We start from the raw sequence: 25168 nt of genomic DNA on the forward strand, positions 1-25168 counted from the left end.
CCTGAGCGGAGTCGCAGGCCATGTCCCAGGCAATCGACGTTTGTGCTGAGGGCCTCATCGCCGGCAAGCCGGCTGCTACCGAGGTTGCCTGGCCGCCCACACAGGCCTACCCCCGTGACCTGCTGACCCAGGCCCGCCTGCAAGCCGGTGAAGAACGCCTGCTGGACTGCCTCGAACGCCTGTCCTGCGACGCCCCGGCCATCTTCACCCAGCGCCTGGCCGCCACCCTGCATTACCCGCTGCTCGACACCCAGGCGCTGTTCGCCAGCACCCCGGCCTTCGCCCAGGTGAGCCTGGCCCAGTGCCTGAAACGCGAGTTCGCCCTGGTGGAGCACGCCGGCGAGCTGATCGGCGTGTTCGCCGACCCCTTCGACAGTGCCCGCCTGGCCTGGATCGACGACTGCCTGCAAGGCGCGCCGCTGTACCTGGCGCACGCCGCCGACCTTGCCGCCTACCTGGCCCGCCACGAAGAAAGCTTCCACGCCGTCGACGCCCTCGACCATGGCACTGAGGTCAGCGCCCAGGGCGATGCCTTGCAACGCCTGTCGCTGACCAGCATCAGCGAGGACCAGAGCCGGGTGGTCAAGCTGGTCAACTCGACCCTGTACGACGCCCTCAAGCTGCATGCCAGCGATATTCACCTGGGCATGACCGGCCAGGGCCTGACCATCAAGTACCGCATCGACGGCGTGCTCAACGGTGCCGGCAAAGCCAGCGGCAACGAGTTCGCCGAGCAGGTGATCTCGCGCATCAAGGTCATGGCCGAGCTGGATATCGGCGAAAAACGCGTGCCCCAGGATGGCCGCTTCAAGGTGGCCATCGGCGAGCGGCAGATCGACTTCCGGGTGTCGATCATGCCCAGCATCTTCGGTGAAGACGCGGTGCTGCGGGTGCTCGACAAGCAGGACCTCACCGACCAGGTCAGCGGCCTGCAGCTGCAGGCCCTGGGTTTCGAGGAGCACACCCTGCGCGCCCTGCGCCGGCTGGCCAGCGAGCCCTACGGAATGATCCTGGTCACCGGCCCCACCGGCAGCGGCAAGACCACCACGCTGTACGCCATGCTCAGCGAGATCAACCATGGCGTGGACAAGATCATCACCATCGAGGACCCGGTGGAGTACCAGTTACCCGGGGTGCTGCAGATTCCGGTCAACGAGAAAAAGGGCCTGACCTTCGCCCGCGGCCTGCGCTCGATCCTGCGCCACGACCCGGACAAGATCCTGGTGGGTGAAATCCGCGACCCGGACACCGCGCAGATCGCCGTGCAGTCGGCGCTCACCGGGCACCTGGTGTTCACCACCATCCACGCCAACAACGTGTTCGACGTGATCGGCCGCTTCAGCCAGATGCAGGTCGACCCCTACAGCTTCGTCTCGGCGCTCAACGCCGTGCTGGCCCAGCGCCTGGTGCGCCTGGCCTGCACCCACTGCGCGGTGCCTTGCGAGGTGGACGATGAGCTGCTGGCCGCCTCGGGCCTTACCCGCGAAGCGGTCAGCGGCTGGCAGTTCGTCCGCGCCCAGGGCTGCGGCCAGTGCCGCGGCAGCGGCTACCGCGGGCGTAACGCCATCGCCGAACTGCTGCACCTGGACGACGACCTGCGGCAGATGATCGTCGAACGCCGCCCGCTCTCGCAGATCAAGCAGCTGGCCTGCCAACGCGGGCTGCGCCTGCTGCGCGCCTCGGCCCTGGACCTGGTCCGCAACGGCCGCACCACACTCGAGGAGATCAACCGTGTCACATTCATTGTCTGATCGGGGCGCCTGCCGCTATTGCGCGGTACTGGGCGCCGAAGGTGTCGGGGTGGGGCGCTGGCAGGGCCAGCAGCACCAGTGGCTGGGCAGCCAGGCGTTCGCCTGCCAGGCTGCACACCCGGCCTGGGCTGCGGCGCTGGAGGCGCTGGGCAACCTGCTGGCCGAGCACAAGGTGCAGGGCGGCCAACTGCGGGTGCTGCTGTCGGCGCGCTTCAGCCGCTTCTGCCTGGTGCCGTGGAGCGATGCCATCGGCCACCCGCGCGAGCTGGACGCCTACGCCCAGGCCTGCTTCGAGAACCTCTATGGCCAGGCCCTGGACGACTGGCGGATTGTCCTGTCGCCGGAGCCGGCTGGTGCCCCGCGCATCGCCACCGCGCTGCCTGAGGCGTTGCTGCAGGGCCTGCAGGCACTGGGCAAGGAGCGCCGCTTGAGCCTGCGCTCGGTGCAGCCGTACCTGATGGCCGCCTACAACCGCTGCTCGGCGCAGCTGGAGCCGGGCAACTTCCTGTTCGTGCTGGCCGAGCCACGGCGCAGCGTGCTGCTGCTGGCGGCGGGTGGCAACTGGCAGCAGGTGCTGGCCCAGGGCTGCGCCGACAACGACCAGGCCCTCGAGGCGCTGATCGAGCGCACCGGCGAGCTGTACGGCGAGCCGCTGCCACGGGTGTACCTGCATGCCCCTGGGCGCCAGGCGGCCTCGAGCCTGGCGGCGGTACAGCTGTGCAGCCTGGCTGCCGAGCCCGACCCGCTGTGCGCCATGTGGCGGGCGGTGGCCTGACATGCGCCGCCTCGACCTGGAATTTCAGCCACGCCAAAGCAGCCTGCTGGCCTGGGCCTTGCTGGCCCTGGGCGGCGCCGTGGTGGCGGTGCTGGTGCTGGCCCAGCAGCAACTGGTGAGCGAGCAGCTGGGCCTGGAGGCCCGCGTGCATGCCCTCGAACTCAAGCTTGGCCGCCGCCCGGCTACCGCCGCGGCGCAAAGCAGCGCGGTGCTGCGCGAGCAGGCCGAGCGCCTGGCGCAGATGCGCAATGTATCGCAGCAACTGCAACGGCCGTGGCAACAGCTGTTCGCCATGCTCGAGGCGCAGCCCCAGGACGATGTGGCGCTGCTCAGCCTGACCCCGGATGCACGCAAGGGCCAGGTACGCATCAGCGCCGAGGCGCGCAACCTCGAGGCCATGCTGCAGTACCACCAGCGCCTGGAACGCAGCGAGGAGCTTTCGGATGTGTCGCTGCTCAACCACGAAGTGCTGGCCGGCCAGCCTGAGCACCCGGTGCGTTTCAACCTGACCGCCACCTGGGAGACCGGCCATGCGCGTCCCTAGCCTGATCCTCCACGAAGCCGTCGCCCGCCTGGGCCGGGCTGGTATCGGCGCAGTGCTGGTGGCAGCCCTGGCCCTGGGCGTGGCGCTGGCCGGGGTGTTGCCGCAGTGGCAAGCGGTGCGTGAGCTGCGCGCCAGCGAAGCCGATGCCAGCGCCCAGGTGCGCCGGGTGGAACGCGGCGAGCTGAAGCTTGCCGCGCGCCCCGAGCAGCAGGCGCTGGACGACCTGCGCCAGCAACTGCCCGGCCAACCCCAGGCCAGCGAGCTGATCGAGCGCCTGTACCACCTGGCCAGCGCCGAGCAGATCAGCCTGGCGCGCGGCGAGTACGCCCTGGGGGTAGACCCGAAGACTCAGCTTGCGCGCTACCAGATCACCCTGCCGGTGCGCGGCAGCTACCCGCAGATCCGCGGTTTTCTCAAGGCCCTGCTCGGCCAGTTGCCGACCCTGGTGCTGGAAGACCTGGAGCTGCAACGCAAACGTATCGGCGACCGTGAACTGAACGGCCGCGTGCGCATGACCCTTTACCTGTCGAGGTCGTGATGAACAGCCGACGTGCAGTGATCTGGATCGGTTTTCTCGGGCTCAGCGGTGCGCTGGCGTGGGCGCCGGGGCATTGGTTCGGGCAGGAGGACGATGTGGGCGCTTTCGCGGGCAAGCCCGCTCCCACAGAGCTCGTGACAGCCGCCGCTCCTGTGGGAGCGGGCTTGCCCGCGAAAGGGCTGGAACAGGCCCCCGGCGACCTGTTCCCCAGCCAGCAATGGACCGCACCGCAAGTGCTGGCCACGGTCACCGAGCAACCGGTCGAGGTCACCCCGGTAGAGATCGTGCCCACCGCACCGACCCTGCCATTCCAGTTCGTCGGCCGCCTGGGCGACCGTGACGACCTGCAGGTGTTTCTGCAGGACGGCGAAAAGCTCTACGTCGTGCGCCAGGGCGACGTGATCGAAGACACCTACCGCCTCGACCATGTCTCGGCCACCGAGCTGGGCCTGGTCTACCTGCCACTGCACCAGCTACAGACCCTGTCTGTGGGGAGCGCACCATGAAGCCTTCGAAGTTGTGCAAGCCTGCTCCGTTCCTGCTGCTGGCGCTGTGCGTGGCCATCGCCGGGTGCAACTCCAACCCGGTACGCGAGGAAAGCGAGGAACTGATGCAGGACGGCCAGTACGAGGCCGGCATCGCCCGCCTGGAAGAAGCCCTGCGCGAAGAACCGCGCAACACCGAGCTGAACATCGCCCTGGCCCATGGCCGCCAGGCGGCGGTCGAGGCGCTGCTGGGCGAGGCCGACAGCGCGCGCATCCGCCACGACTTCGTCAGCGCCCGCATGGGCTATGGCCGGGTGCTGACCATCGAGCCGAACAACCGCCGCGCCCAGGAAGGCGTGCGCCAGATCGAGCTGATCCGCACCCTCGACGAACGCGTGGCGCTGGGCCAGGCGGCGCTGCGCCAGGGTGATCTTTTCGGTGCCGAGCGCTACATGCGCGAGGTACTGCGCCTGGACCCGCAAAACCAGAAGGGCCAGCTGCTGCGCACCGACATCGAGAACGTCCAGGCGCGTACCGCCACCCCCTACCCGCAACTGCGCAGCCGCCTGGAACGCCCGGTCACCCTGGAGTTTCGCGACGCCAACCTGAAGACCATCTTCGAGGTGCTGGCCCAGGTGGCGGGGATCAACTTCATCTTCGACAAAGACCTGCGCCCGGACATGAAAGCCACCATCTTCGTGCGTGAAGTGCGCATCGAGGATGCCGTGCAGCTGCTGCTGGAGCAGAACCAGCTGCACCAGAAGATCGTCAACGACAACACTTTGCTGATCTACCCCGACTCGCCGCAGAAGACCAAGGACTATCAAGAGCTGGTCATGCGCACCTTCTACCTGACCAGCATCGACGCCAACACCGCGCTGAACATGGTCAAGACCATGCTCAAGACCCGCGACGTGTTCGTCGACGAACGCCTCAACACCCTGACCATGCGCGACACCCCCGATGCCGTGCGCATGGCCGAGAAGCTGCTGCAGTCCCAGGACCAGTCCAACCCTGAGGTGGTGCTGGAGGTGGAGGTGATGGAGGTGGCCCGTTCGCGCATCCTCGACCTGGGCCTGCAATGGCCCAACACCTTCGGTGTGATCAACAGCGACGGCACCCCGGTGGGCGTGCTCGACCAGCTGCGCGGCATCAACTCCAGCCGCATCAGCATCTCGCCGGCGCCCCAGGCCAAGATCAACGCCCAGGACAAGGACATCAACACCCTGGCAAGCCCGGTGATCCGCGTCAGCAACCGCGAGCAGGCGCGCATCCACATCGGCCAGCGGGTGCCGATCATCAGCGCCACCTCGGTGCCCTCCACCCAAGGGCCGGTGATCACCGAAAGCGTCACCTACCTGGACGTCGGCCTCAAGCTCGAGGTGCAGCCTACCGTGCACCTGAACAACGAAGTGGCGATCAAGATTGCCCTGGAGGTGAGCAACGCCACCCCGCTGGAGCCCACCCGCCAAGGTACCATCCCGGTCCAGGTCGACACCCGCAACGCCCAGACCAGCCTGCGCCTGCACGACGGCGAAACCCAGGTGCTGGCGGGCCTGGTGCGCAACGACCACAACGCCAGCGGCAACAAGATCCCCGGCCTTGGCGACATTCCCGGCCTTGGCCGGCTGTTTGGCAGCAACAAGGACGACATGAGCAAGTCCGAGCTGGTGCTGGCGATCACCCCGCGCATCGTGCGCAACCTGCCGTACCAGAGCCCGTCGGACATGGAGTTCGCCACCGGCACCGAGTCGGCCCTGTCGGTGCGCCAGCTGATCCCGCCACCCCCCGGCGCCGTGGTGCCGACCGAAGGTGGCCAGGCACCGGCAGGCCAGGGCCAGATGGCCGTGGTGCCCGCCCCGCTGAGCGCGCAGCCATGAACCGCAAGCAGCGCGGCTTCAGCCTGATCGAGGTGGTGATCACCCTGGCGCTGCTGGGGTTGCTGGCCAGCATGGCCGCGCCGCTGACCGAAACCGTGGTGCGCCGCGGCAAGGAACAACAGCTGCGCGAGGCGCTGTACCAGATTCGCGATGCCATCGATGCCTACAAGCGCGCCTTCGACGCCGGCTACATCGAAAAGCGCCTGAACGGCAGCGGCTACCCGCCGAACCTGCAGGTGCTGGTGGACGGCGTGCGCGACGTGCGCAGCGCCAAGGGCGCGAAGTTCTACTTTTTGCGGCGCATCCCCCACGACCCGCTGCTGACGGCCAAGCGCAACGACGGCGGCGGCTGGGGGCTGCGCGCCTACGACAGCAGCGCCGACAACCCGCGCGAAGGCGAGGACGTCTTCGACGTGTATTCCACGGCCCGTGGCAAGGGCCTGAACAACATCCCCTACGGGCAATGGTGAGCGCCATGAAACCCCGCAGCCGTGGCTTCACCCTGATCGAACTGCTGGTGGTGCTGGCGATCATCGCCACGCTGATGACCATTGCCTTGCCGCGCTACTTCAACAGCCTTGAAGCCTCCCGCGAGGCCACCCTGCGCCAGAGCCTGGCGGTGATGCGTGAGGCGCTGGACCATTACTACGGCGACACCGGCCATTACCCCGAATCCCTCGACCAGCTGGTGGACCAGCGCTACCTGCGCAACACCCCGGTCGACCCGATCACCGAACGCCGTGATGCCTGGCAACTGGTGCCGCCGCCCGAGGGTGTGGCCGGCAGCGTTGCCGACATCAAGAGCGGGGCAGGCGGGAGGGCGCGCGATGGCAGCCTCTACGCCGACTGGTGAAGCCGGCTTCACCTACCTGGGCGTGCTGTTTCTGATTGCGGTCAGCAGCATGGCCCTGGCCGCCACCGGTACCCTGTGGGCCACCGCCGTGCAGCGCGAGCACGAGCGCCAGTTGCTGTGGGTGGGCGGGCAATACGCCCAGGCCCTGCGCAGCTACTACCGGGCCTCGCCGGGCCTGGCCCAGTACCCGAAGGAACTGGCCGACCTGCTGGAAGATGACCGTTTCCCGTCGCCGCAACGCCACCTGCGCAGGCTCTACCCCGACCCTGTGACCGGCAGCGACGACTGGGGCCTGACGCGCAGTGAAGACGGGCGGATCAGCGGGGTCTACAGCCGCTCCGACAGCATGCCGCTCAAACGCAGTGGCTTTGACGCTGCCTGGAGCAGCTTCGAGGGCGTCGAGCATTATAGCGACTGGCAGTTCGTCGCCGAGCAGGCGTTCAGCGAAAGCGCCGCCGGGGCGCGCCAGCACACAGGGCAGGGGGAGGCGCCATGAGTATCCTGCAAAGGACCTGGCAGGTGGTGCTGACCTGTGGGAGCGGCCTTGTGTCGCGATGGGCTGCGCAGCAGCCCCCGGCGATTTTGCAGGATGCCGACACCCTGGGGCCGCTGCGCGCCCCATCGCGACACAAGGCCGCTCCCACAGGGGCTGCGCTACGCCTGCAGTTAGTGGTCGGGCTGGCATTGCTGCTGTACCTGGCCCTGCACGCCCCAGCCCGCGCCGCGATGGAAGACGAGATGGCCGGCTTCATCGTCGACAACACCATCTCGCACATCGGCCACGACTTCTACAACGCCTTCAGCGACCGCCTGCGGGCCACCAGCGAGCTGAATTTCAATCTGGTGGTGCGCGAACGCCCGGATGCCCGCTGGGGCAGCCTGGTGACCGTGGAGTACGAGCGTGAAGTGGTGTACCGGCGCTTTCTGGCGCCGAACACCACGCAACTGACCATCGAGGCCAACGCGGCCGCCGACCTGGTGCGCCAGCAGATCGTCCAGCGCAAGCTGCAACGGCTGCTGCAGGACACCACCGACCTGGAGAGGGACGAGCTATGAACACCCACAAGCCCCGGCACATTGCCGCCTACCTGCTGGCTGCAGGCCTCGGTGGCCAGGCCCTGGCCACGGAACTGGTGTACACCCCGGTGAACCCGGCCTTCGGTGGCAACCCGCTCAATGGCACCTGGCTGCTGAACAACGCCCAGGCGCAGAACGACTACGACGACCCAGACTTGAAAAGCCGCACTTCGGCCTTCACCGGCACCTCGGCCCTGGAGCGCTTCACCAACCAGCTGGAGTCGCGGTTGCTGGGGCAATTGCTGGACAACATCAGTAACGGCACCACGGGCAGCATGTCCACCAGTGCCTTCCTGATCGACGTCATCGACGACGGTGGGGCCTTGAGCATCAAGGTCACCGACCGCGCCACCGGGCAAATTTCGATCATCCAGGTCAGTGGCCTGTAAGCCAGGGACGGATGTTGACTGGGGAGAGCACCACCATGAAACGCCTGTTGAGCACTTTGCTGATACTCACCGCCCTGCAGGGCTGCGGCCTGCGCGAGCCGATGCCGGCCGAACACGACAGCGAAACGCCCACGCTGACCCCGCGCGCCTCGACCTACTACGACTTGCTCAACATGCCGCGCCCGCGTGGCCGGCTGATGGCGGTGGTGTATGGTTTTCGCGACCAGACCGGGCAATACAAGCCGACCCCGGCCAGTTCGTTCTCCACCAGTGTCACCCAGGGGGCGGCGAGCATGCTGATGGATGCGCTCAATGCCAGTGGCTGGTTCGTGGTGCTGGAGCGCGAGGGGCTGCAGAACCTGTTGACCGAGCGCAAGATCATCCGCGCGTCGCAGAAAAAGGCCGAGGTGCCAGAGAACATCCAGGCCGAACTGCCGCCGTTGCAGGCGGCCAACCTGATGCTCGAAGGGGGGATCATCGCCTACGACACCAACGTGCGCAGTGGCGGGGAGGGCGCGCGCTACCTGGGTATCGACATCTCCCGCGAATACCGGGTGGATCAGGTGACGGTGAACCTGCGGGCGGTGGATGTGCGCACCGGGCAGGTGCTGGCCAACGTGATGACCAGCAAGACCATCTATTCGGTGGGGCGCAGTGCGGGGGTGTTCAAGTTCATCGAGTTCAAGAAGCTGCTCGAGGCAGAGGTGGGGTACACCACCAACGAGCCGGCGCAATTGTGCGTGTTGTCGGCGATCGAGGCGGCGGTGGGGCACCTGCTGGCCCAGGGGATCGAGCGGCGCTTGTGGCAGGTGGCGGACGGCAGCGATGGGGCGGGGGTGGATAAATACCTGAGCCAGAATGAGGGGCCTTGAGGGGGGCGCTGGATGCAGATGGGCCGGCCTGTTCCGGCCTATCGCCGCCGGCTCCTTCAGGCTTACGCAGTGCGTTGACTGGCGCGGCCCCTGTAGGAGCCGGCTTGCCGGCGATGAGGCCGGAACAGGCCGGCGCCCTGCATCAGGAGGCTCGGGCACCGCTGCCACTGCCCGACAACTGCTGCTTGAGCTTGTCGAAGCCCCAGTTGTACAGCACGGTGTACGGCAGGATGAACACGAAGAAACCCGCCTCCAGCATGAAGGCCGTGACCAGGCCGATATCCAGCATCCACATCGCCACTGGCAGGCACAGCACGATGATTCCGCCTTCGAACCCCAGCCCGTGCAGCAGCCGGTTGGCAAAGCTCCATTGCGACCGTGGCCGGGCGACGAAGCGGTCGACCAGCGCGTTGTAGGCCATGTTCCAGCCCATGGCGATCAGCGAGATTACCAGCGCCAGGGCGCCGGTGGTTTCCATCGGCTTGTCGAATACCCAGGCCATGACCGGGGCTGACAGTACTACCGCACCGATTTCATAGCCGATGGCGTGGGTGAGCCGTTCAGTGAGGGAGACACGGTTGCCTTGCATGATTGCACCTGCGGTGAGCCAAATGATGCTTCACATGGTCGTTGATAAAATTGATACTGAACACATATAAGCCATCGGTTTTATCAATACATGCGCTATTCACCGGAATCCCTCGTGGCGTTTGTCGAGGCTGCAGCCTTGGGCTCGTTCTCGGCTGCCGCGCGCAAGTTGAGCAAGAGCCAATCCACGATCAGCATTGCCATCGCCAACCTTGAGGCGGACGTGGGCTGCCAATTGTTCGACCGCAGCGGCCGCCACCCGCAGCTCAACGAGGCCGGGCGGCTGGTGCTGGCACGGGTGGACGACATTCTCGCCGCCAGCGAACGCCTGGACGCCCTGTCCATGCGCCTGGCGGCGCAGGTCGAGCCATTGCTGTCGGTGGTGGCCACCGACATCTACAGCCTGATCTTTTTCGGTGATGTGGTGGCCCGCTTCGCCGAGCGTTTCCCCGACACCGAACTGCGTTGCGGGCCGGCCGAGGATGCCGACGCCATCGACATGGTCCAGGCCGGCCAGGCGCACCTGGCGATCCTTGCAGCGCCGCCCGGCTACCCGGCGGACGTCGCCGCGCAGCGCCTGGCCGGGCAGGCGCAGTTCGGCGTGTACGTGGCGGCCAGCCACCCGCTGGCGGCGTTGGCGCAGGTGACGCCGGGCCAGCTCAAGGGCGAGCGCCAGCTGTTCATCCGCACTTATGCGCGCAGCAGCGAGCCGGCCAGCAGCCAGGCCTGGTCTGCGCCGGACTACCTGACCTTGATGGAGTTTGCTGGCCGTGGTTTTGGATGGGCCGAGTTACCCAGGGTGATGGTCGAGCGCTTTGGCAAGGACCTGGTGGAGCTGCAGGTGCGGGGTTACCCGCGCAGTGTCGACATCGATGTGGCCTGGTCGCGCAAGGCGCCGCTGGGGGTGGCCGGGCAGTGGTTGCTTGGGCAGGTGCTGGAGGGCTGAGATGTGTTCTTTGGTTTTTGGGCTGCTTTGGTCAGCTTCGTGCATGGAATTTCTGGCAGAAACAGCCACTCTTACGTACTGCAAGCCGTTTTGATGGCTGCTCCCTTCCAACAAGAAAAGCCATGGGGGTTGTACATGAGTTGTCTGATTTGTGCGGGGCAGGCGGAAAGCGTCGAATGCCCGTCGGGGTTTGAGCAGCGTTGCTGCGTGTTGTGTGGGAGTTATCGGATGTCCCAGGCGCTGGTGTTGCGGATGATGGACGAGGGGCAGATTTTCGATGCTCAGCGGATGAGGGATTGGCTGGCCGGGCGGCGGGTTGAGGGGGAGGTGCCTGTCATTGAGTTGCATGAGGCGATTGTGGTGTGACAGGGGGTGTTTGTTGGTGTGTGGTATTTTGGTGGATCTGTGAATCTGTGAATCTGTTTTAGTTGTTTTTGTTTTGAGAGTTGTAGGCGCATTCATTATTTATAGTGACGCTTATTCACCTTTCCGCCCTTACGGCGGGTAACTTTTTGAAGGATCAAAAAGTCACCAAAAAATCCTCGCGGTATGACTCACCCACATAGGTGACAAATCAGTTCACGCACATAGGTAACAGTTTTTAACTGGCATGGTCGGTTTTTCGAGGGTCTGACCATGCCTTGGCGAGAGCTGAAACCTATGGACATGAAATTGCTTTTCATCGCGGACTATCTCCATGGGGCGCCCAGCTTCAGCGCCCTTTGCGAGGCCTACGAGATCAGTCGAAAGACCGGTTACAAATGGGTAGAGCGTTACGAGAACGATGGTCCGCCAGGCTTGGAGGAACGCAGCCGTCGTCGGCTGACGCAAGATTGGGTTGTGCCCGTCGCCGTTCGTGAGGCCATCATCGAATTGCGTGGTCAGGGCCAGACGGAGCCTGGCCCCAAGAAAATCCAGGCAGCTTTACAGGAGCGTTTTCCTGACGAGGCGCCCCCTTCCAAGACAACGATCTACAACATCCTCAAGAAGGCCGAGCTGATCAAGCCGCGACGCCTGCGCCAGCGTGTGGCGGTCTATCCCAAGCCGCTGGAAAAAGCGGAGTCGCCCAATCAGCTATTCAGTGCGGACTACAAAGGCCAGTTTCTGACAGGCGCTGGGGTCTGGTGCTATCCGTTGACGATCATGGATCACGTCAGTCGTTTCTTGCTTGCGTGCCACAGTATGGCCAACACGAACTTCCTGGAGACACAGGCTGTGTTCACTGAGGTCTTTCGCGAGAACGGGCTACCTGAACGTATCCGAACCGATAACGGCGTGCCGTTTGCCAGCAAAGGGCGTGCGGGGCTCCCCAGCTGTCCATTTGGTGGCTGCGCCTGGGCATTATTCCTGAACGTATTGCGCCTGGCAGACCGGAGCAAAATGGTCGGCACGAGCGTATGCACCGAACACTCAAAAGTACGCTTCCGTCACCTCCCGCAGTGGCTTGGGAGGCTCAACAACGGCACTTCGACCGCTTCCGGCAGCACTACAATTACGAGCGGCTCCACGAAGCACTGAAGCAGAAAACACCAGCGTCCTGCTATCAGCCTTCGCCACGCCCGTTCCCGGAAAAACTACCTGAAATGACTTACCCCAGTCATATCGAGAGTCTGCCAGCTGATCGAAGTGGCATCGTCAACCGTCGGGGTTTGAGGATCTACGTAGGTTACGTGCTCAAGCATCAGACCATTGGGCTGGAGCAGGTCGGGGATGGGGTGTGGATGTTATTTTCGGCCCAATCATTCTCGGCAGGATCGATGAGCGAGATGCCGATGATGGTTATGTAACACTTCAGGTGTTGTCACCTATGTGAGTGAACTTTTGTGTAACCCATGTGGGTGGCCCGTACATCGCTCCATTCATCCGGCCCCTGCGCTGCGCTCCGGGGTACCCTCACTCCGGGCTTGCTCCGGGGGTACGCGCCGACGGGCCGTCCCTGGCCCGATCGGCGCTCGACCGGCATCCATGCCGGTCGCCCCCCTGCGCAATCCCTGCGTTCGGCCTCCTGAAGTCGCGAAGTTAGGGGCGGCGCCTGGACTGGCGCAGCTAACCGCTAGTTGCTACCGTGGGAACTCAAGATTGAATCGCGGGGCAAGCCCGCTCCCACGCAGGAACTGCGTACAAATATCTAACGTGGGAGCGGGCTTGCCCCGCGATGGCGTCAGAACAAACAACAAATCAGCAACAAACAAACCAATATCCAGCTCTTGATCTGGCTCTTGATCTGGCTTCTAAGCGCGGTAGTTCAGACAACACAAATCGCGACTTCAGGAGGCCGAGCGTAGGGATTGCGTAGGAGGGCGACCGGCATGGATGCCGGTCGAGCGCGGATCGGGCCAGGGACGGCCCGTCGGCGCGTACCTCCGGAGCAAGCCCGGAGCGAGGGAACCCCCGAAGCGCAGCGTAGGGGGCCGGATGATGGGAGCATGTACGGGCCACCCACATGGGTTACACAAAAGTTCACTCACATAGGTGACAACACCTGAAGTGTTACATAACCATCATCGGCATCTCGCTCATCGATCCTGCCGAGAATGATTGGGCCGAAAATAACATCCCACACCCCATCCCCGACCTGCTCCAGCCCAATGGTCTGATGCTTGAGCACGTAACCTACGTAGATCCTCAAACCCCGACGGTTGACGATGCCACTTCGATCAGCTGGCAGACTCTCGATATGACTGGGGTAAGTCATTTCAGGTAGTTTTTCCGGGAACGGGCGTGGCGAAGGCTGATAGCAGGACGCTGGTGTTTTCTGCTTCAGTGCTTCGTGGAGCCGCTCGTAATTGTAGTGCTGCCGGAAGCGGTCGAAGTGCCGTTGTTGAGCCTCCCAAGCCACTGCGGGAGGTGACGGAAGCGTACTTTTGAGTGTTCGGTGCATACGCTCGTGCCGACCATTTTGCTCCGGTCTGCCAGGCGCAATACGTTCAGGAATAATGCCCAGGCGCAGCCACCAAATGGACAGCTGGGAGAGCCCCGCACGCCCTTTGCTGGCAAACGGCACGCCGTTATCGGTTCGGATACGTTCAGGTAGCCCGTTCTCGCGAAAGACCTCAGTGAACACAGCCTGTGTCTCCAGGAAGTTCGTGTTGGCCATACTGTGGCACGCAAGCAAGAAACGACTGGCGTGATCCATGATCGTCAACGGATAGCACCAGACCCCAGCGCCTGTCAGAAACTGGCCTTTGTAGTCCGCACTGAATAGCTGATTGGGCGACTCCGCTTTTTCCAGCGGCTTGGGATAGACCGCCACACGCTGGCGCAGGCGTCGCGGCTTGATCAGCTCGGCCTTCTTGAGGATGTTGTAGATCGTTGTCTTGGAAGGGGCGCCTCGTCAGGAAAACGCTCCTGTAAAGCTGCCTGGATTTTCTTGGGGCCAGGCTCCGTCTGGCCCTGACCACGCAATTCGATGATGGCCTCACGAACGGCGACGGGCACAACCCAATCTTGCGTCAGCCGACGACGGCTGCGTTCCTCCAAGCCTGGCGGACCATCGTTCTCGTAACGCTCTACCCATTTGTAACCGGTCTTTCGACTGATCTCGTAGGCCTCGCAAAGGGCGCTGAAGCTAGGCGCCCCATGGAGATAGTCCGCGATGAAAAGCAATTTCATGTCCATAGGTTTCAGCTCTCGCCAAGGCATGGTCAGACCCTCGAAAAACCGACCATGCCAGTTAAAAACTGTTACCTATGTGCGTGAACTGATTTGTCACCTATGTGGGTGAGTCATACCAGCAGGGATTTTTTGGTGACTTTTTGATCCTTCAAAAAGTTACCCGCCGTAAGGGCGGAAAGGTGACTAAAAGCCGCCATCGTCAATGAATGCGCATACATCTCCACAGGCAATCACCCTGACTTACGAACCCGAACCCGAACCCGAACCCGAACCCGAACCCGAACCCCTCAAGCCCCCACCCTGCAACGCCTCAATAAACACCCCCTCCGCCCGACTCAACCGCTGTTCCCGGTTCCACAACAGGTGAATATCCACATCGGCAATCCCCTCCAGCGGCGGCAGCTTCCACAAAAGCCCCGCCGCCACATCCGGCGCGACCACATGCTCTGGCAGGCAGCCGATGCCAAACCCGGCGATCACCAGTCGGCGAACCTCTTCAAGGCTCGGCGACGAGGCGACGATCCGCCCGGCAAACCCCTGCTGGTCTCGGAAAATGGTCAAAGGCGAGAGCATCCCGCCAATCTGGTCGCTGGTAAAACTGACGAAGTTCTCCCGCTGCAGGTCGCCCTCGTCCTGGCCAAACAAGGCATGGTGCCGGCCACAGAAAAACGCATAGCGCTGGCGCAGGAACAACCGCTGCTCAAGGCGCGGTTGCGGCCGGCGGTTCAGGCTAAGGCCGGCAGTGGCGGTTTTCTCCTGCAGCGCGGCAACAATGTCCGAACTGCGCATCACGTCGATCTCAAGCTCCACCCGCGGGTGCTGGCGGTGAAACTCGGCAAGGAAGTTGTCGAAGCGTTCACTGACGATGCGGCTGATCATCAACAGCCGCACCTTGCCCACCAACTCGTCAGTCGGTTGCTCCAGCAGGCCGCCGATCTGCGACATCTGCCCGTACACCTCGCCAGCCAGCGCAAACAACTGCTCCCCCACCTCGGTCAACACAAAGCGCGGCCCGCGACGGGCGATGAGCTGGCGGCCCAGTTGCTCCTCCAGGCGCTTGAGCGCCTGGCTCACCGCCGGTTGGGTCAGGTGCAGGCGCGCGGCGGCGCGGCTGATGGATAGCTCCTGGCCGATTACCCGGAAGGTACGCAGGAGGTTCCAGTCGAGGCGGTCGTTGAGCAGGCGGTCGGGCATGGCGGGCTCGGTATAAGCGTGGTTAATAGTTTGAATAATAAATAGAAAATTGACTAATCATAGAGGTGGGCCGAAAAATCGCATCTATTGAAGGGCCTGCCTGCAAGATCGGTGCTGCTTGCTTCGCAGGTTGCAGCAGGCCGCCTCAAGCAAGCGCCAAAAGAGCGCAAACCGTGCCCCCAACTCCTGCCAAAAAAACAAACAAAGGAGCCACCCCCATGAAGCCCGTCGCTTCGCCCCAACCACGCCGCGCCGCTGCCGCAGCGTTCATCGGCACCATGATCGAGTGGTACGACTTCTACATCTACGCCACCGCCGCCGCGCTGGTGTTCGGCGCCTTGTTCTTCCCCTCCGACAACAGCCTGTTCAGCACCATGGCGGCCTTCGGCACCTTTGCCGTGGGCTTTTTCGCCAGGCCCCTGGGCGGCATCGTGTTCGGTCATATCGGCGACCGCATCGGGCGCAAGAAGTCGCTGATCATCACCCTGCTGATGATGGGCGTGGTCACCGTGTGCATCGGCCTGTTGCCCACCTATGCGCAGATCGGCGCCGCCGCGCCGGTGCTGCTGATCATCCTGCGGGTGGTGCAAGGCATTGCCGTGGGTGGCGAGTGGGGTGGGGCGGTGCTGATGGCCGGCGAGCATGCGCCCAAGGGCCGGCGCAATTTCTTCGCATCCTTCGCCCAGTTGGGCAGCCCGGCCGGGTTGATTCTGTCGCTGCTGGCCTTCAGCGCAGTCACCCGCCTGCCGGAAGAAGCGCTGATGAGCTGGGGCTGGCGCGTGCCGTTTTTGGCCAGCGCGCTGTTGCTGCTGGTGGGCCTTGCGATTCGCCTGGGGGTCAATGAGTCGCCGGAGTTTCTCGCCAGCCGCGAGCACGCCGAAAAAGCCCGGCGCAAGGAGCAGGCACCGGTGTTCGAGGTGCTACGCACCGCCTGGCGGCCGCTGCTGCTGTGTATCGGGGCCAACACCCTGGGCATTGCCGGGGTCTATTTCACCAACACCTTCATGATCAGCTACACCACCCAGCAGTTGCACCTGGAGCGTTCGCTGATTCTCGAGTGCCTGTTCTTCGTGGCGTGCATCCAGTTTTGCGTGCAGCCGCTGGCGGCGTGGCTGTCGGAAAAACTCGGCGCCACGCGCTTTCTGGCCCTGGTGGCGTTGCTGGCGATGGCCTCGCCGTACCCGATGTTCGTGCTGGTCAGCAGCGGCGAGGGTCCGCTGATCGTGCTGGGCATCGCCCTGGCGGCGGCCTGCATGGCCTCGTTCTACGCGGTGATTGCCGGTTACGTCAGTGGCATGTTCGACACTCGCGTGCGCTATACCGCCATTTCCCTGGCCTACCAGATCTGCGGCGCCATCGCCGGTGGCCTGACGCCGTTGATCGGCACCTGGCTGGCCCATCGCTATACCGGCCAGTGGTGGCCGATGGCGGTGTTCTACACCCTGATCGCCACCATTTCGCTGGTCTGCGTGCTGGCCCTGGCGCGTCAGTACGCCCGTAGCCGCCAGCTCGAACTGGCCTGAACCCCTGATTTGCCTGGAGTACCTGCAATGTTGAAATGCAACGGCGAACGCCTGTGGGCGAGCCTGATGGCCATGGCCCAGATCGGCGCCACCGCCCGTGGCGGTAGCTGCCGCCTGGCCCTGAGCGACGAGGACAAGGCCGGCCGCGAACTGTTCAGCCACTGGTGCCGCGAAGCCGGCCTGGCCCTGAGCGTGGACGCCATAGGCAACCTGTTCGCCCGCCGCGCCGGCACTGACCCGGATGCGGCGCCGGTGATGATGGGCAGCCACCTCGACACCCAGCCTGAGGGCGGCCGCTTCGATGGCGTTTATGGGGTGCTGGCCGGGCTTGAGGTGCTGCGCCGCCTCGATGACCTTGGCATTCAGACCCGCAAACCGCTGGAAGTCGCGGTCTGGACCAACGAGGAGGGCGCGCGCTTCACCCCGGCCATGTTCGGCTCGGCGGTGTTCACCGGCAGCCTGGCCCTGGAGCAGGCCCTGGCCATCCGCGACGCCGACGGCATCAGCGTGGCCGACGAACTGCGCCGCACCGGCTACGCTGGCCAGCGCCCGCTGGGCGGCGAAGTGGACGCTTACTTTGAAGCGCACATCGAGCAGGGCCCGATCCTTGAAGACAACGCCAAGGCCATCGGTGTGGTCAGCGGCGGCCAGGCCATTCGCTGGCTGGACGTCACGGTCGAAGGCATGGCTGCCCACGCCGGCACCACGCCGATGGCGCTGCGCAAGGATGCCCTGTACGGCGCCGCGCGGATGATCCAGGCGGTCGAGCAGTTGGCTGCCGATTTTGCCCCCGAGGGCCTGACCACCGTCGGCGAGCTATCCATCGCCAAGTCGTCGCGCAACACCATCCCTGGCGTGCTGCATTTTACCGTCGACCTGCGTCACCACCGTGACGCGGCCATCGAGGCCATGGAGCAGGACCTGGCCCTCAAGCTGCAGGCCATCGCCAGCCAGCGTGGCCTGCAGGTGCGCATCGAGCGCCACTGGGTCAGCCCGGCCACACCGTTCGATGCCGACTGCGTGGCGGCGGTACAGCAGGCGGTGGACGGCCTGGGTTACGCCCAGCAGCCGATCGTCAGCGGCGCCGGCCACGACGCCATTCTGCTTGCCCGTTACTGCCCGACGGCCATGGTGTTCATCCCCTGCGTGGGTGGCCTGAGCCACAACGAGGCTGAAGACGTGCTGCCCGAAGATGCCTGCCAGGGTGTCGATGTATTGCTCAATGCCGTGCTGGCCCGCGCCGGCCAGGTTGCACAAGGAGAAGCCTGATGCGTTGCTACTTCCACCCCGAACAACTGCTGCACCACCCACGCAGCTACTATTCCCGCGGCGCCATGCGCACCCCGCAGGAAGTGCCCGAGCGCGCCCAGCGGTTGCTGCAGGCCGCCAAAGGCCTGGGTTTTGATATCCGCCAGCCAGCCGATGCCGGCCTGGCGCCGCTCGAAGCCGTGCACGGCAAGGCCTACCTGGCCTTCCTCGAAGACGCCCACGCACGTTGGAAGGAAGTGCCCGAGGACTGGGGCGACGAAGTCATGTCCAACATCTTCGTGCGTGAGCCCAATGCCCTGCGCGGTATCCTCGCCCAGGCCGGGCGTTACCTGGCCGATGGCAGTTGCCCGATAGGCGAGCACACCTGGCACGCTGCCTACTGGTCGGCGCAAAGTGCCGTGGCCGGCGCCCAGGCGATTCTCGACGGCGAGCCTGCCGCCTACGCCCTGTGCCGCCCGCCAGGCCACCACGCGCGCTTCGACGCCGCCGGCGGGTTCTGCTACGTCAACAATGCCGCCGTGGCCGCCCAGGCCTTGCGCAGCCGTTATCGCCGGGTCGCCATCCTCGACACCGACATGCATCACGGGCAGGGCATCCAGGAAATTTTCTATGACCGTGATGATGTGCTGTATGTCTCGGTGCATGGCGACCCGACCAACTTCTACCCGGGTGTTGCCGGCTTCGAGGATGAGCGCGGCAGCGGCGCGGGGCAGGGCTACAACCTCAACCTGCCGATGGCCCATGGCGCCAGCGAGGTGGACTTCATGGCCCAGCTGGAGGTGGCGCTGGCGGCGGTGAAGGACTTCGGTGCCGAGGTGCTGGTGCTGTCGCTGGGCTTCGACATCTACGAGCTGGACCCGCAGAGCAAGGTGGCGGTGACCACCGCAGGGTTTGCCCGTTTGGGTGAGCAGATTCGTGGGTTGCGGTTGCCGTGTTTGATCGTGCAGGAGGGGGGGTATCACCTGGAGAGTTTGGAGGCCAATGCGCGGGCGTTTTTTGCGGATGAGGGGGAGTGGGTCTTTTAGTTGACTGATCGATTGGTATTGAATTCACAGACCTCTATAGAGTACAGGTCGCTAGAGGTCTGTGAAGAGTTTTTGCAAACCTTTGGCGGTTTCAAAGCGTGTATTTATTTTCAAGCATGAATTGTGGGGTCCTCCAGTTTGGGCCTTTCGTGAATCTGCCGTTATTCGATTCTATAAGGCCGTCGGCTGCCATGCTGCAGATAAGATCTGCAAGCCTCATGTTGTCTTTTATGTGGGGCCAGTTATTTAAGCTGTAAAGCCTGTCAATTCTAGGGTGGTCGATTCCGCTTTTGTGGGTCAAGAACAAAATGACGTCGACTGGTTTCTCATTTATTATGATGTCGTTGATGGTGCTCATTTATTTTCTCGCTCGGTTTGTAAAACGTCTGCTTCAGCGGCTTCAGAAGTGTACAGTAGATTGGAGTCAGCGCCGAGGCCGTAGTCTTCAAGTGTGGCGGTGTGTGCGTTGTTCCATATTTCAGTTTCAGGGGCGGGATTTATATTATCAGCAACGCCAAGGCGGCGATACCGTTCTAGTTCCCTGATTTCGTGTGTGTAAAAGCGCTTGTCAGTGTCAGTCGCTTCCATTGAGCCTTGTAGGATTTTTGTAAGCCTATCAAGCATTATTTCGTTGGCGTCGGAAGGATCGAATCGGCTCGTGTGTAGCCTTGCCAGATCAATACCTGCCTGAGTGATGGTTGCGTTCCGCCAGTCTAGCTCATCGATAGCGCCTCCAGATTCATCCGGGTTGTAAAGGCGCCCACTGTATTTGCCGCGTGTTGTGGCGCCCGGATAAGGCGAACTGAAAACGACGTATAGTGGTGGTAGTCCGGAACCTACAGGAAAGCAGTAAATACAGTCTTTGGAGTTCGGCGTCGGAGAGGCGGGGAACGGTATTGTGACTAGGGTTTCAGGAATAAGTCTTACCCCTGTGTAGGGGTTGGAAGGAATCGGCTCTAAAGGGGAGACTGTAGATGAGTTGCCTGCGGTGTGTATGGGGAATATGAGCCTTGTGGGGAGCTCACCTGAGGGCAGAGATACGTAGCTGTTACGTGCTTTGTCTAGAAAGAGTGGTCGTACCGGGATTCTGTTTGTCCCGCTGGCCGAAGTTGAAGGCTTTGTGAGGCTGTAGGTGCCGGCGTCCGATTGAACTCTGAACGGTAGCTCCAGTTCCCCATGGTTTGCAGCAATATCATTGATATCTTGAGGCATACGAGGAATGAGCAGTTCTGCGGGTAGGCTCAGTGCGGCGTCGTGGTAAAGATCTGAATTGCCCAGTTCAGGGGCGTAAAGCAGGCCGCCTGCAAAAAGCTTTAAAAACCGAGTCGCTGCACCTTCCGCGAGAGCGGTCAGCAAGTTGCCTGCTTTCAGTAAATCGGTGGCGGTGCTCTTGAGGTCTACGTAGGTCGCTACAGGGCCTTGCGTTGTGCTCAACTGCAAGGACGGGCTCAGGTTGAAACTGATGATGTTGCTGTCTTGAGCTTGCCGGTGCCTCTCTTTTGACGCCGCTAGCAGTTGAAGGTGTGTACGCTCCAGGTCTTCCTGGACTTTGAGTAGGCAGCGTTGCAGTACGATTTCTATTTGTGCTGAGGTAATGCTTTTTACAAGATTGTGTACCCAGTGCTGGAGCTCAAAGAATTCCTCCTCGGTGCCATGTATGCCCACGAGAACGGCAAACCATCGACCCGGACTGATGTCAATTGGGATATAAATATGTTGCCCAGTGAAGCTGTCCGCGTATCGGCCCATCTGACCAATTATTTTGCCGCGAAGGCTGAGGAAGAGTTCCCTTTCTGTGTACAGCCTGCTTATGTTGTCAGTGTAGGTTTCATCAATTTTTGTTTTTTGCCGTACTATATATTCAGCGTAACCTGGTGTTCCTTTTGGGCATGTAGCTTCGATGTTGCTGATGATGTTTTGGGTAAAAGCTTCAGCATTGGTTTCTAGCTGGCTGATTGAAAAGGCAGAAATATCGGGTGGTGCTGTCGGATATGTGAATGGTTTGTCCCATGCAATGATGTGTTCGAAGTCGTATGAGAATGGATCTGTTGAGTATATTTCTCGAAGTTCTGAGTGTGTCAGTAATATGCGTGAGGTCACTGTTCTCTCCTTTTGGGTGGGTCTCGGAGAGAAAGGTGTACGGTTTGTTGTTCGGGGTGAATCTGGAAGTAATGCCCTGATGTGCTTGTTCAGGTTGGTGCTGTTCGGTCACGTTCAAGGTGATGGGAATTTAAACTTGTAGGGCGTTAATTGAGGGTGGGCTATCAAACATTTCGAAGTGGTCGGTTTTATTCTGGCGCGCTAGCAGGTGTTAGGGTTTAGGTATTCAGGGGCAGCTGAGTAAATACGCGAGATGCCCAGGGGAGCACCTGGCAGCCCTGACGCAATCACCTGAAAAGGGGGGAATACTGGACGATGTGCTTATTCACGGTCGCTCGAGAACAGACAGCAAGGTAAATGGCTGACGGAGCGATGGATGGCACCGGCTTTGCCGGTGTTCGCGGGTAAACCCGCTCCCACAGGGGCTGCATCACCTTCAGGCTTGCGCTGAACCTGTAGGAGCCGGCTTGCCGGCGATGAGGCCGGTACCGGCAGTGCAAGGCTGACGGGCCTCATCGCAGGCAAGCCTGCTCCTACAGAGACCGCGTGGCTCTGCTGTGAAAACCCGCTCCGGCCTTACGGGTGAAAGGTCTTCCCCAGCGCATCCAGCCGGCTGGCGATTGGCGGCAGCCTGCGGCTGCTGGACGCCAAAGTCTCCATGTCCTGGGCGGTGCCGCTGGCAATTCCCTGCACCGACTGCAAGCGCTCGACGATCTCCTGGCTGACCGCCGACTGCTCGCGGGTGGTGGTAACGATCTGCCCGTTGAGTGTGTCGATCTGCGCAATGTCGCGGCTCACCGCCAGCAGCATCGCCGCCGCCAGCTGGCTGTCCTCGACGCAGCGTTCCACCCCTTGGCGGCTGTCGTGCATGGCCTCCACCGCCTGCCGGCTGCCTTGCTGCAGGGCCTGGATGATCGCCCTGATTTCCTGGGTGGAAACCGCGGTACGCTTGGCCAGGTTGCGCACCTCGTCGGCCACCACGGCAAAGCCGCGCCCCTGGTCGCCGGCACGGGCGGCCTCGATGGCGGCGTTCAGCGCCAGCAGGTTGGTCTGCTCGGCAATGCTGCTGATCACCTCCAGCACGGTACCGATCTGCTGCGCCTGCCCGGCCAGGGCCTCGACGGTGTCGTTGGTGGCCTGCAGGTGCGAGGCCAGCTGGGTGATTTCCTGCTGGGCGCGGTTGACGCTGTCCTGGCCGCGGCTTACTTGCGCGCTGGCCTGGCCTGCATGTTCGGCGGCGTGCTCGACGTGCTCGGCAATGTGGCCCATGGCATCGCCCATCTGCTGCATGCAGCCGGTTACCTGGGCGATTTCGTTCAGCTGGTGGCGGGCGCCTTTTTCCAGGGTGCTGCTGGTCTTGGCCAGCTCCTGGCCCAGTTCGCCCAAGCCTTGCGAGTCGCGCACCACGCCATCCACCAGGTCGGTGATCTGGCCGAGAAAGTGCTCGAAGCGCTGGGCCAGCGGGACGTGCGCCGCACCTTCGTTGGTGGTTTCGCGGGTGAGTTGCGAGGTGGTCAGCAGCATCTTGTCGAGCAAGTCCTGGCTCTCTTCGGCGTCCAGGCGAGCGTGCACGGCCAGGTACAACAGGGCAATGGTCTCCATCACCACGTAGAACGCATGCACCATCACCATCCCCCAGCCGCCATGGTGAGCCATGACGAACACCGGGTAGCCCTGGTGTTGCAGCATATGGAAGATCACGTGGTGCAGGGCGATGGTCAGCGCCGCCACCAGAATCGGCAGCCAGTCACGGTAGAAGGTCAGTACCGCCAGCAGGGCGAAGATGCCGAAGTGCGATTCGATCATGCCCTCGGCCTGGTTGATGTGCAGCGCCGCCATGACCATCAGGCCGACCGCCAGGCAACAACGCATCGGGCGGGTACCGCCGATGGTGCGGTACAGCCCGCTCAGTGCAAGGCATGTAGCGCCGCCGACCACGAGGGATTGAATGAGGGTGTCGTGCCAGAAAGCCAGGGCCAGCGAGAACACCAGCATCAGCCAGGTCAGGCCGAGCATGATCCGGTCGGCCTTGCGGTAGTGCGGGTAAAAGCGGGTGGTGTGGGGCATGGGCGCGGCTCCGTGGGGTCATGCAGAGCGTAGCCGTTTGCCACTATTGTTCCAGGGAGGGCATGCGAATGGGTGTGTGGTGCAGCAAGGGCTTCTTCTGTAGGAGCCGGCTTGCCGGCGATAGGGCCCGTATTCACAACCACGCATTGCGGCCCTTGCCACTGGCCTCATCGCCGGCAAGCCGGCTCCTACACGGGGACGGTGCCTAAATTACAACCCACCCCGGCGCACATGCTTGACCATCACCTTCTCCAGCAACTCCCACATCGCAGGGTCGGTACTGAACGCCACGTTGAAGCGCATCCACCCGGTCGCCTTGGCATCGACCATGAACAACTGCCCGGGCCCGAGCATGATGCCTTTTTCCAGCGCGTCATCCAGCAGCGCGGTGCTGTCGGGGATGGCTGGGTGGCGGGTCCAGATGTACATGCCTTCGTCGGACTCGATGAACAGCTCGAAGCCCAGCCGGTGCAGGTGCCGGCCGACTTCCTGGTGGGCGTCGGCCAGGCGCTGGCGCAGGCGCTTGAGGTGCTTGCGCCAGCGCCCGTCAATGATCGCGGCGTACACCACCCGCTCCATCACCTGTGAGGTGGTCAGGCCCGAGCGCATCTTCAGGTGCAGCAACTTTTGGGTGAGCTCGGGGTTGGCCAGCAGGTAACCCACCCGCACGTTGGGCGAGATGCTTTTCGAGTAGCTGCCGACATACACCACCTGCTGCAGGTGGTCGAGGCTGGCCAGGCATGGCAGCGGGTCGGCGATCATGTCGGCGTACAGGTTGTTCTCCACCAGCCGGAAGCCGTGCTGGCTGGCCAACTGCAGCAGGCGGTGCAACTGCGCCAGCGGGGTGCGCGAGCAGGTCGGGCTGTGCAGGTGCGGCTGGGTGAAGAATGCCGTGGGGCGGTGGTGGGCCAGCAGGCGCTCGAGCTGGTCGAGGTCGTAGCCGGCCGGGGTGCGTGGCACACCTACCAGGGTGGCGCCCTGGGTGCGCAGGATGCTCATCAGGTTGGGGTAGCCGGGGTCGTCCACCAGCACCACGTCGCCCGGGCGCACCAGGGTGCGCACCGCCAGGTCCAGGGCCTGGCTGGCGCCGTGGGTCAGCATCAGCTGCGCCGGGTTGGCGACGATTGACAGCTCCTGGGTGAGGTTTTGCGCAGTCAGCGCGCGCAGCTCGGGCAGGCCCATGGGGTCGCCGTAGCCAGACAGCTCCAGCGGGCTGCCGGCCACCTGGCGCATGCCGCGGCGCAGGCCTTCTTCGTACATCCAGTCATTGGGCAACCAGCCGCAGCCGGGTTTGTAGGGGAGCTGACGGGTCTCGAAGATCTGTTGCAGGTACCACTCGGAGTTGAACGTCGGGCGCGAGGTGTCGGCCTCGACGTTCTGGCTGTCCAGCAGCTCGTTCGCCGCACGATTGACGAAGAACCCCGCATTGCCCTTGCTCACCAGCAGGCCCTGGGCCACCAGCCGGTCGTAGGCTTCCACCACGGTGAAGGTGCTCACCGAATAGGTGGACGCGAAGGCACGGATCGACGGCACCTTCGCGCCGGGCTTGAGGGTCTGGTTGTCGATCAGTTCGCGCAACCCGTCGATGATCTGGTTGACCAGCGGGGTAGGGGAGTCCGGGTGTAGCTGGAGCATTCGGGTGCCTTCAGGGGTGCGTATCGCCAAGCGCCTGCAGGG

General features: G+C 63.2%; 23 protein-coding genes and 2 pseudogenes. 18 read left to right on the top strand and 7 right to left on the bottom strand.

Annotated features, from left to right (window positions below; all coding sequences use genetic code 11):
* Positions 1-20: 20 nt before the first annotated feature.
* From KSS94_RS11935 to KSS94_RS11990, 12 genes are all read left to right on the top strand, one after another.
* Positions 21-1751 (top strand): GspE/PulE family protein, encoded by a 1731-nt coding sequence (locus tag KSS94_RS11935; RefSeq protein WP_217843177.1) that lies wholly within the window; start codon positions 21-23, stop codon positions 1749-1751.
* Positions 1732-2526: a hypothetical protein gene (locus KSS94_RS11940; RefSeq protein ID WP_217843178.1), complete on the top strand. Its 795-nt coding sequence runs from the start codon at positions 1732-1734 to the stop codon at positions 2524-2526. The genes KSS94_RS11935 and KSS94_RS11940 overlap by 20 nt, the downstream gene beginning before the upstream one ends.
* 1 nt (position 2527) lies before the next feature.
* Positions 2528-3070, top strand: coding sequence for a PilN domain-containing protein (locus KSS94_RS11945; RefSeq protein ID WP_217843179.1), 543 nt, complete (start codon positions 2528-2530; stop codon positions 3068-3070).
* The gene (locus KSS94_RS11950; protein WP_217843180.1) at positions 3057-3608 is read left to right on the top strand and encodes a GspMb/PilO family protein; all 552 of its coding nucleotides are present in this window, start codon (positions 3057-3059) and stop codon (positions 3606-3608) included. Before KSS94_RS11945 ends, KSS94_RS11950 begins: the two co-directional genes overlap by 14 nt.
* On the top strand, positions 3608-4114 hold the full coding sequence (locus tag KSS94_RS11955) for a hypothetical protein (RefSeq protein ID WP_217843181.1): 507 nt from the start codon (positions 3608-3610) through the stop codon (positions 4112-4114). The genes KSS94_RS11950 and KSS94_RS11955 overlap by 1 nt, the downstream gene beginning before the upstream one ends.
* Positions 4111-5973: a secretin GspD/PilQ domain-containing protein gene (locus KSS94_RS11960; protein WP_217843182.1), complete on the top strand. Its 1863-nt coding sequence runs from the start codon at positions 4111-4113 to the stop codon at positions 5971-5973. Before KSS94_RS11955 ends, KSS94_RS11960 begins: the two co-directional genes overlap by 4 nt.
* Positions 5970-6443, top strand: coding sequence for a type II secretion system protein (locus KSS94_RS11965; protein WP_217843183.1), 474 nt, complete (start codon positions 5970-5972; stop codon positions 6441-6443). The genes KSS94_RS11960 and KSS94_RS11965 overlap by 4 nt, the downstream gene beginning before the upstream one ends.
* A gap of 5 nt (positions 6444-6448) precedes the next feature.
* Entirely contained in the window at positions 6449-6826 is a 378-nt protein-coding gene (locus KSS94_RS11970) for a type II secretion system protein (RefSeq protein ID WP_217843184.1), read from the top strand.
* Positions 6801-7322 carry a type II secretion system GspH family protein gene (locus tag KSS94_RS11975; protein ID WP_217843185.1) on the top strand — a complete coding sequence of 174 codons (522 nt, stop codon included), beginning with the start codon at positions 6801-6803 and terminating at the stop codon, positions 7320-7322. The genes KSS94_RS11970 and KSS94_RS11975 overlap by 26 nt, the downstream gene beginning before the upstream one ends.
* 230 nt (positions 7323-7552) lie before the next feature.
* Positions 7553-7882 (top strand): curli production assembly/transport protein CsgE, encoded by a 330-nt coding sequence (gene csgE, locus KSS94_RS11980; RefSeq protein WP_264082034.1) that lies wholly within the window; start codon positions 7553-7555, stop codon positions 7880-7882.
* Positions 7879-8292, top strand: coding sequence for a curli assembly protein CsgF (locus KSS94_RS11985; protein WP_217843186.1), 414 nt, complete (start codon positions 7879-7881; stop codon positions 8290-8292). Before csgE ends, KSS94_RS11985 begins: the two co-directional genes overlap by 4 nt.
* Positions 8293-8327: 35 nt before the next feature.
* Positions 8328-9164, top strand: coding sequence for a CsgG/HfaB family protein (locus tag KSS94_RS11990; protein ID WP_217843187.1), 837 nt, complete (start codon positions 8328-8330; stop codon positions 9162-9164).
* A 142-nt stretch (positions 9165-9306) separates the two neighbouring features.
* Here the strand turns inward: KSS94_RS11990 and KSS94_RS11995 are convergent, their stop codons facing one another.
* Positions 9307-9753 (bottom strand): multidrug/biocide efflux PACE transporter, encoded by a 447-nt coding sequence (locus tag KSS94_RS11995; protein WP_217843188.1) that lies wholly within the window; start codon positions 9751-9753, stop codon positions 9307-9309.
* Positions 9754-9843: 90 nt separating this feature from the next.
* Between KSS94_RS11995 and KSS94_RS12000 the strand changes: the two genes are divergently transcribed.
* The 3 genes and pseudogenes from KSS94_RS12000 (at position 9844) to KSS94_RS12010 (ending at position 12511) form a co-directional block, all read left to right on the top strand.
* Complete coding sequence (locus KSS94_RS12000) at positions 9844-10698, top strand: LysR family transcriptional regulator (protein WP_217843189.1); 855 nt, start codon at positions 9844-9846, stop codon at positions 10696-10698.
* Between the two features lie 3 nt (positions 10699-10701).
* Positions 10702-11064, top strand: coding sequence for a hypothetical protein (locus KSS94_RS12005; protein ID WP_217843683.1), 363 nt, complete (start codon positions 10702-10704; stop codon positions 11062-11064).
* Positions 11065-11334: 270 nt separating this feature from the next.
* Positions 11335-12511: pseudogene (locus tag KSS94_RS12010) on the top strand (integrase core domain-containing protein).
* Between the two features lie 651 nt (positions 12512-13162).
* On the opposite strand, the pseudogene KSS94_RS12015 reads toward KSS94_RS12010, so the two are convergent.
* A pseudogene (locus tag KSS94_RS12015) lies at positions 13163-14340 on the bottom strand (integrase core domain-containing protein).
* A 213-nt stretch (positions 14341-14553) separates the two neighbouring features.
* Complete coding sequence (locus KSS94_RS12020) at positions 14554-15507, bottom strand: LysR family transcriptional regulator (protein ID WP_217843190.1); 954 nt, start codon at positions 15505-15507, stop codon at positions 14554-14556.
* 218 nt (positions 15508-15725) lie between these two features.
* On the opposite strand from KSS94_RS12020, the gene KSS94_RS12025 reads away from it, so the two are divergent.
* Genes KSS94_RS12025 through KSS94_RS12035 form a run of 3 tightly spaced genes read left to right on the top strand, consistent with a single transcriptional unit; the run spans position 15726 to position 19324 of the window.
* Positions 15726-17030 carry an MFS transporter gene (locus KSS94_RS12025; protein WP_217843191.1) on the top strand — a complete coding sequence of 435 codons (1305 nt, stop codon included), beginning with the start codon at positions 15726-15728 and terminating at the stop codon, positions 17028-17030.
* Positions 17031-17057: 27 nt separating this feature from the next.
* On the top strand, positions 17058-18299 hold the full coding sequence (locus tag KSS94_RS12030) for a Zn-dependent hydrolase (protein ID WP_217843192.1): 1242 nt from the start codon (positions 17058-17060) through the stop codon (positions 18297-18299).
* Positions 18299-19324, top strand: coding sequence for a histone deacetylase family protein (locus KSS94_RS12035; protein WP_217843193.1), 1026 nt, complete (start codon positions 18299-18301; stop codon positions 19322-19324). Before KSS94_RS12030 ends, KSS94_RS12035 begins: the two co-directional genes overlap by 1 nt.
* Positions 19325-19415: 91 nt before the next feature.
* Here KSS94_RS12035 and KSS94_RS12040 read toward each other — a convergent pair whose 3' ends face one another.
* The 4 genes from KSS94_RS12040 to KSS94_RS12055 form a co-directional block, all read right to left on the bottom strand.
* On the bottom strand, positions 19416-19682 hold the full coding sequence (locus KSS94_RS12040; RefSeq protein WP_217843194.1) for a hypothetical protein: 267 nt from the start codon (positions 19680-19682) through the stop codon (positions 19416-19418).
* Positions 19679-21424, bottom strand: a complete 1746-nt coding sequence (locus tag KSS94_RS12045; protein ID WP_217843195.1) for an S-type pyocin domain-containing protein — start codon at positions 21422-21424, stop codon at positions 19679-19681. Before KSS94_RS12045 ends, KSS94_RS12040 begins: the two co-directional genes overlap by 4 nt.
* A gap of 576 nt (positions 21425-22000) precedes the next feature.
* Positions 22001-23491 (bottom strand): methyl-accepting chemotaxis protein, encoded by a 1491-nt coding sequence (locus KSS94_RS12050; RefSeq protein ID WP_217843196.1) that lies wholly within the window; start codon positions 23489-23491, stop codon positions 22001-22003.
* A gap of 210 nt (positions 23492-23701) precedes the next feature.
* Positions 23702-25126 carry an aminotransferase-like domain-containing protein gene (locus tag KSS94_RS12055; protein ID WP_217843197.1) on the bottom strand — a complete coding sequence of 475 codons (1425 nt, stop codon included), beginning with the start codon at positions 25124-25126 and terminating at the stop codon, positions 23702-23704.
* Positions 25127-25168 lie beyond the last annotated feature (42 nt).

Source organism: Pseudomonas fakonensis, from assembly GCF_019139895.1.
Taxonomy (GTDB): domain Bacteria; phylum Pseudomonadota; class Gammaproteobacteria; order Pseudomonadales; family Pseudomonadaceae; genus Aquipseudomonas; species Aquipseudomonas fakonensis.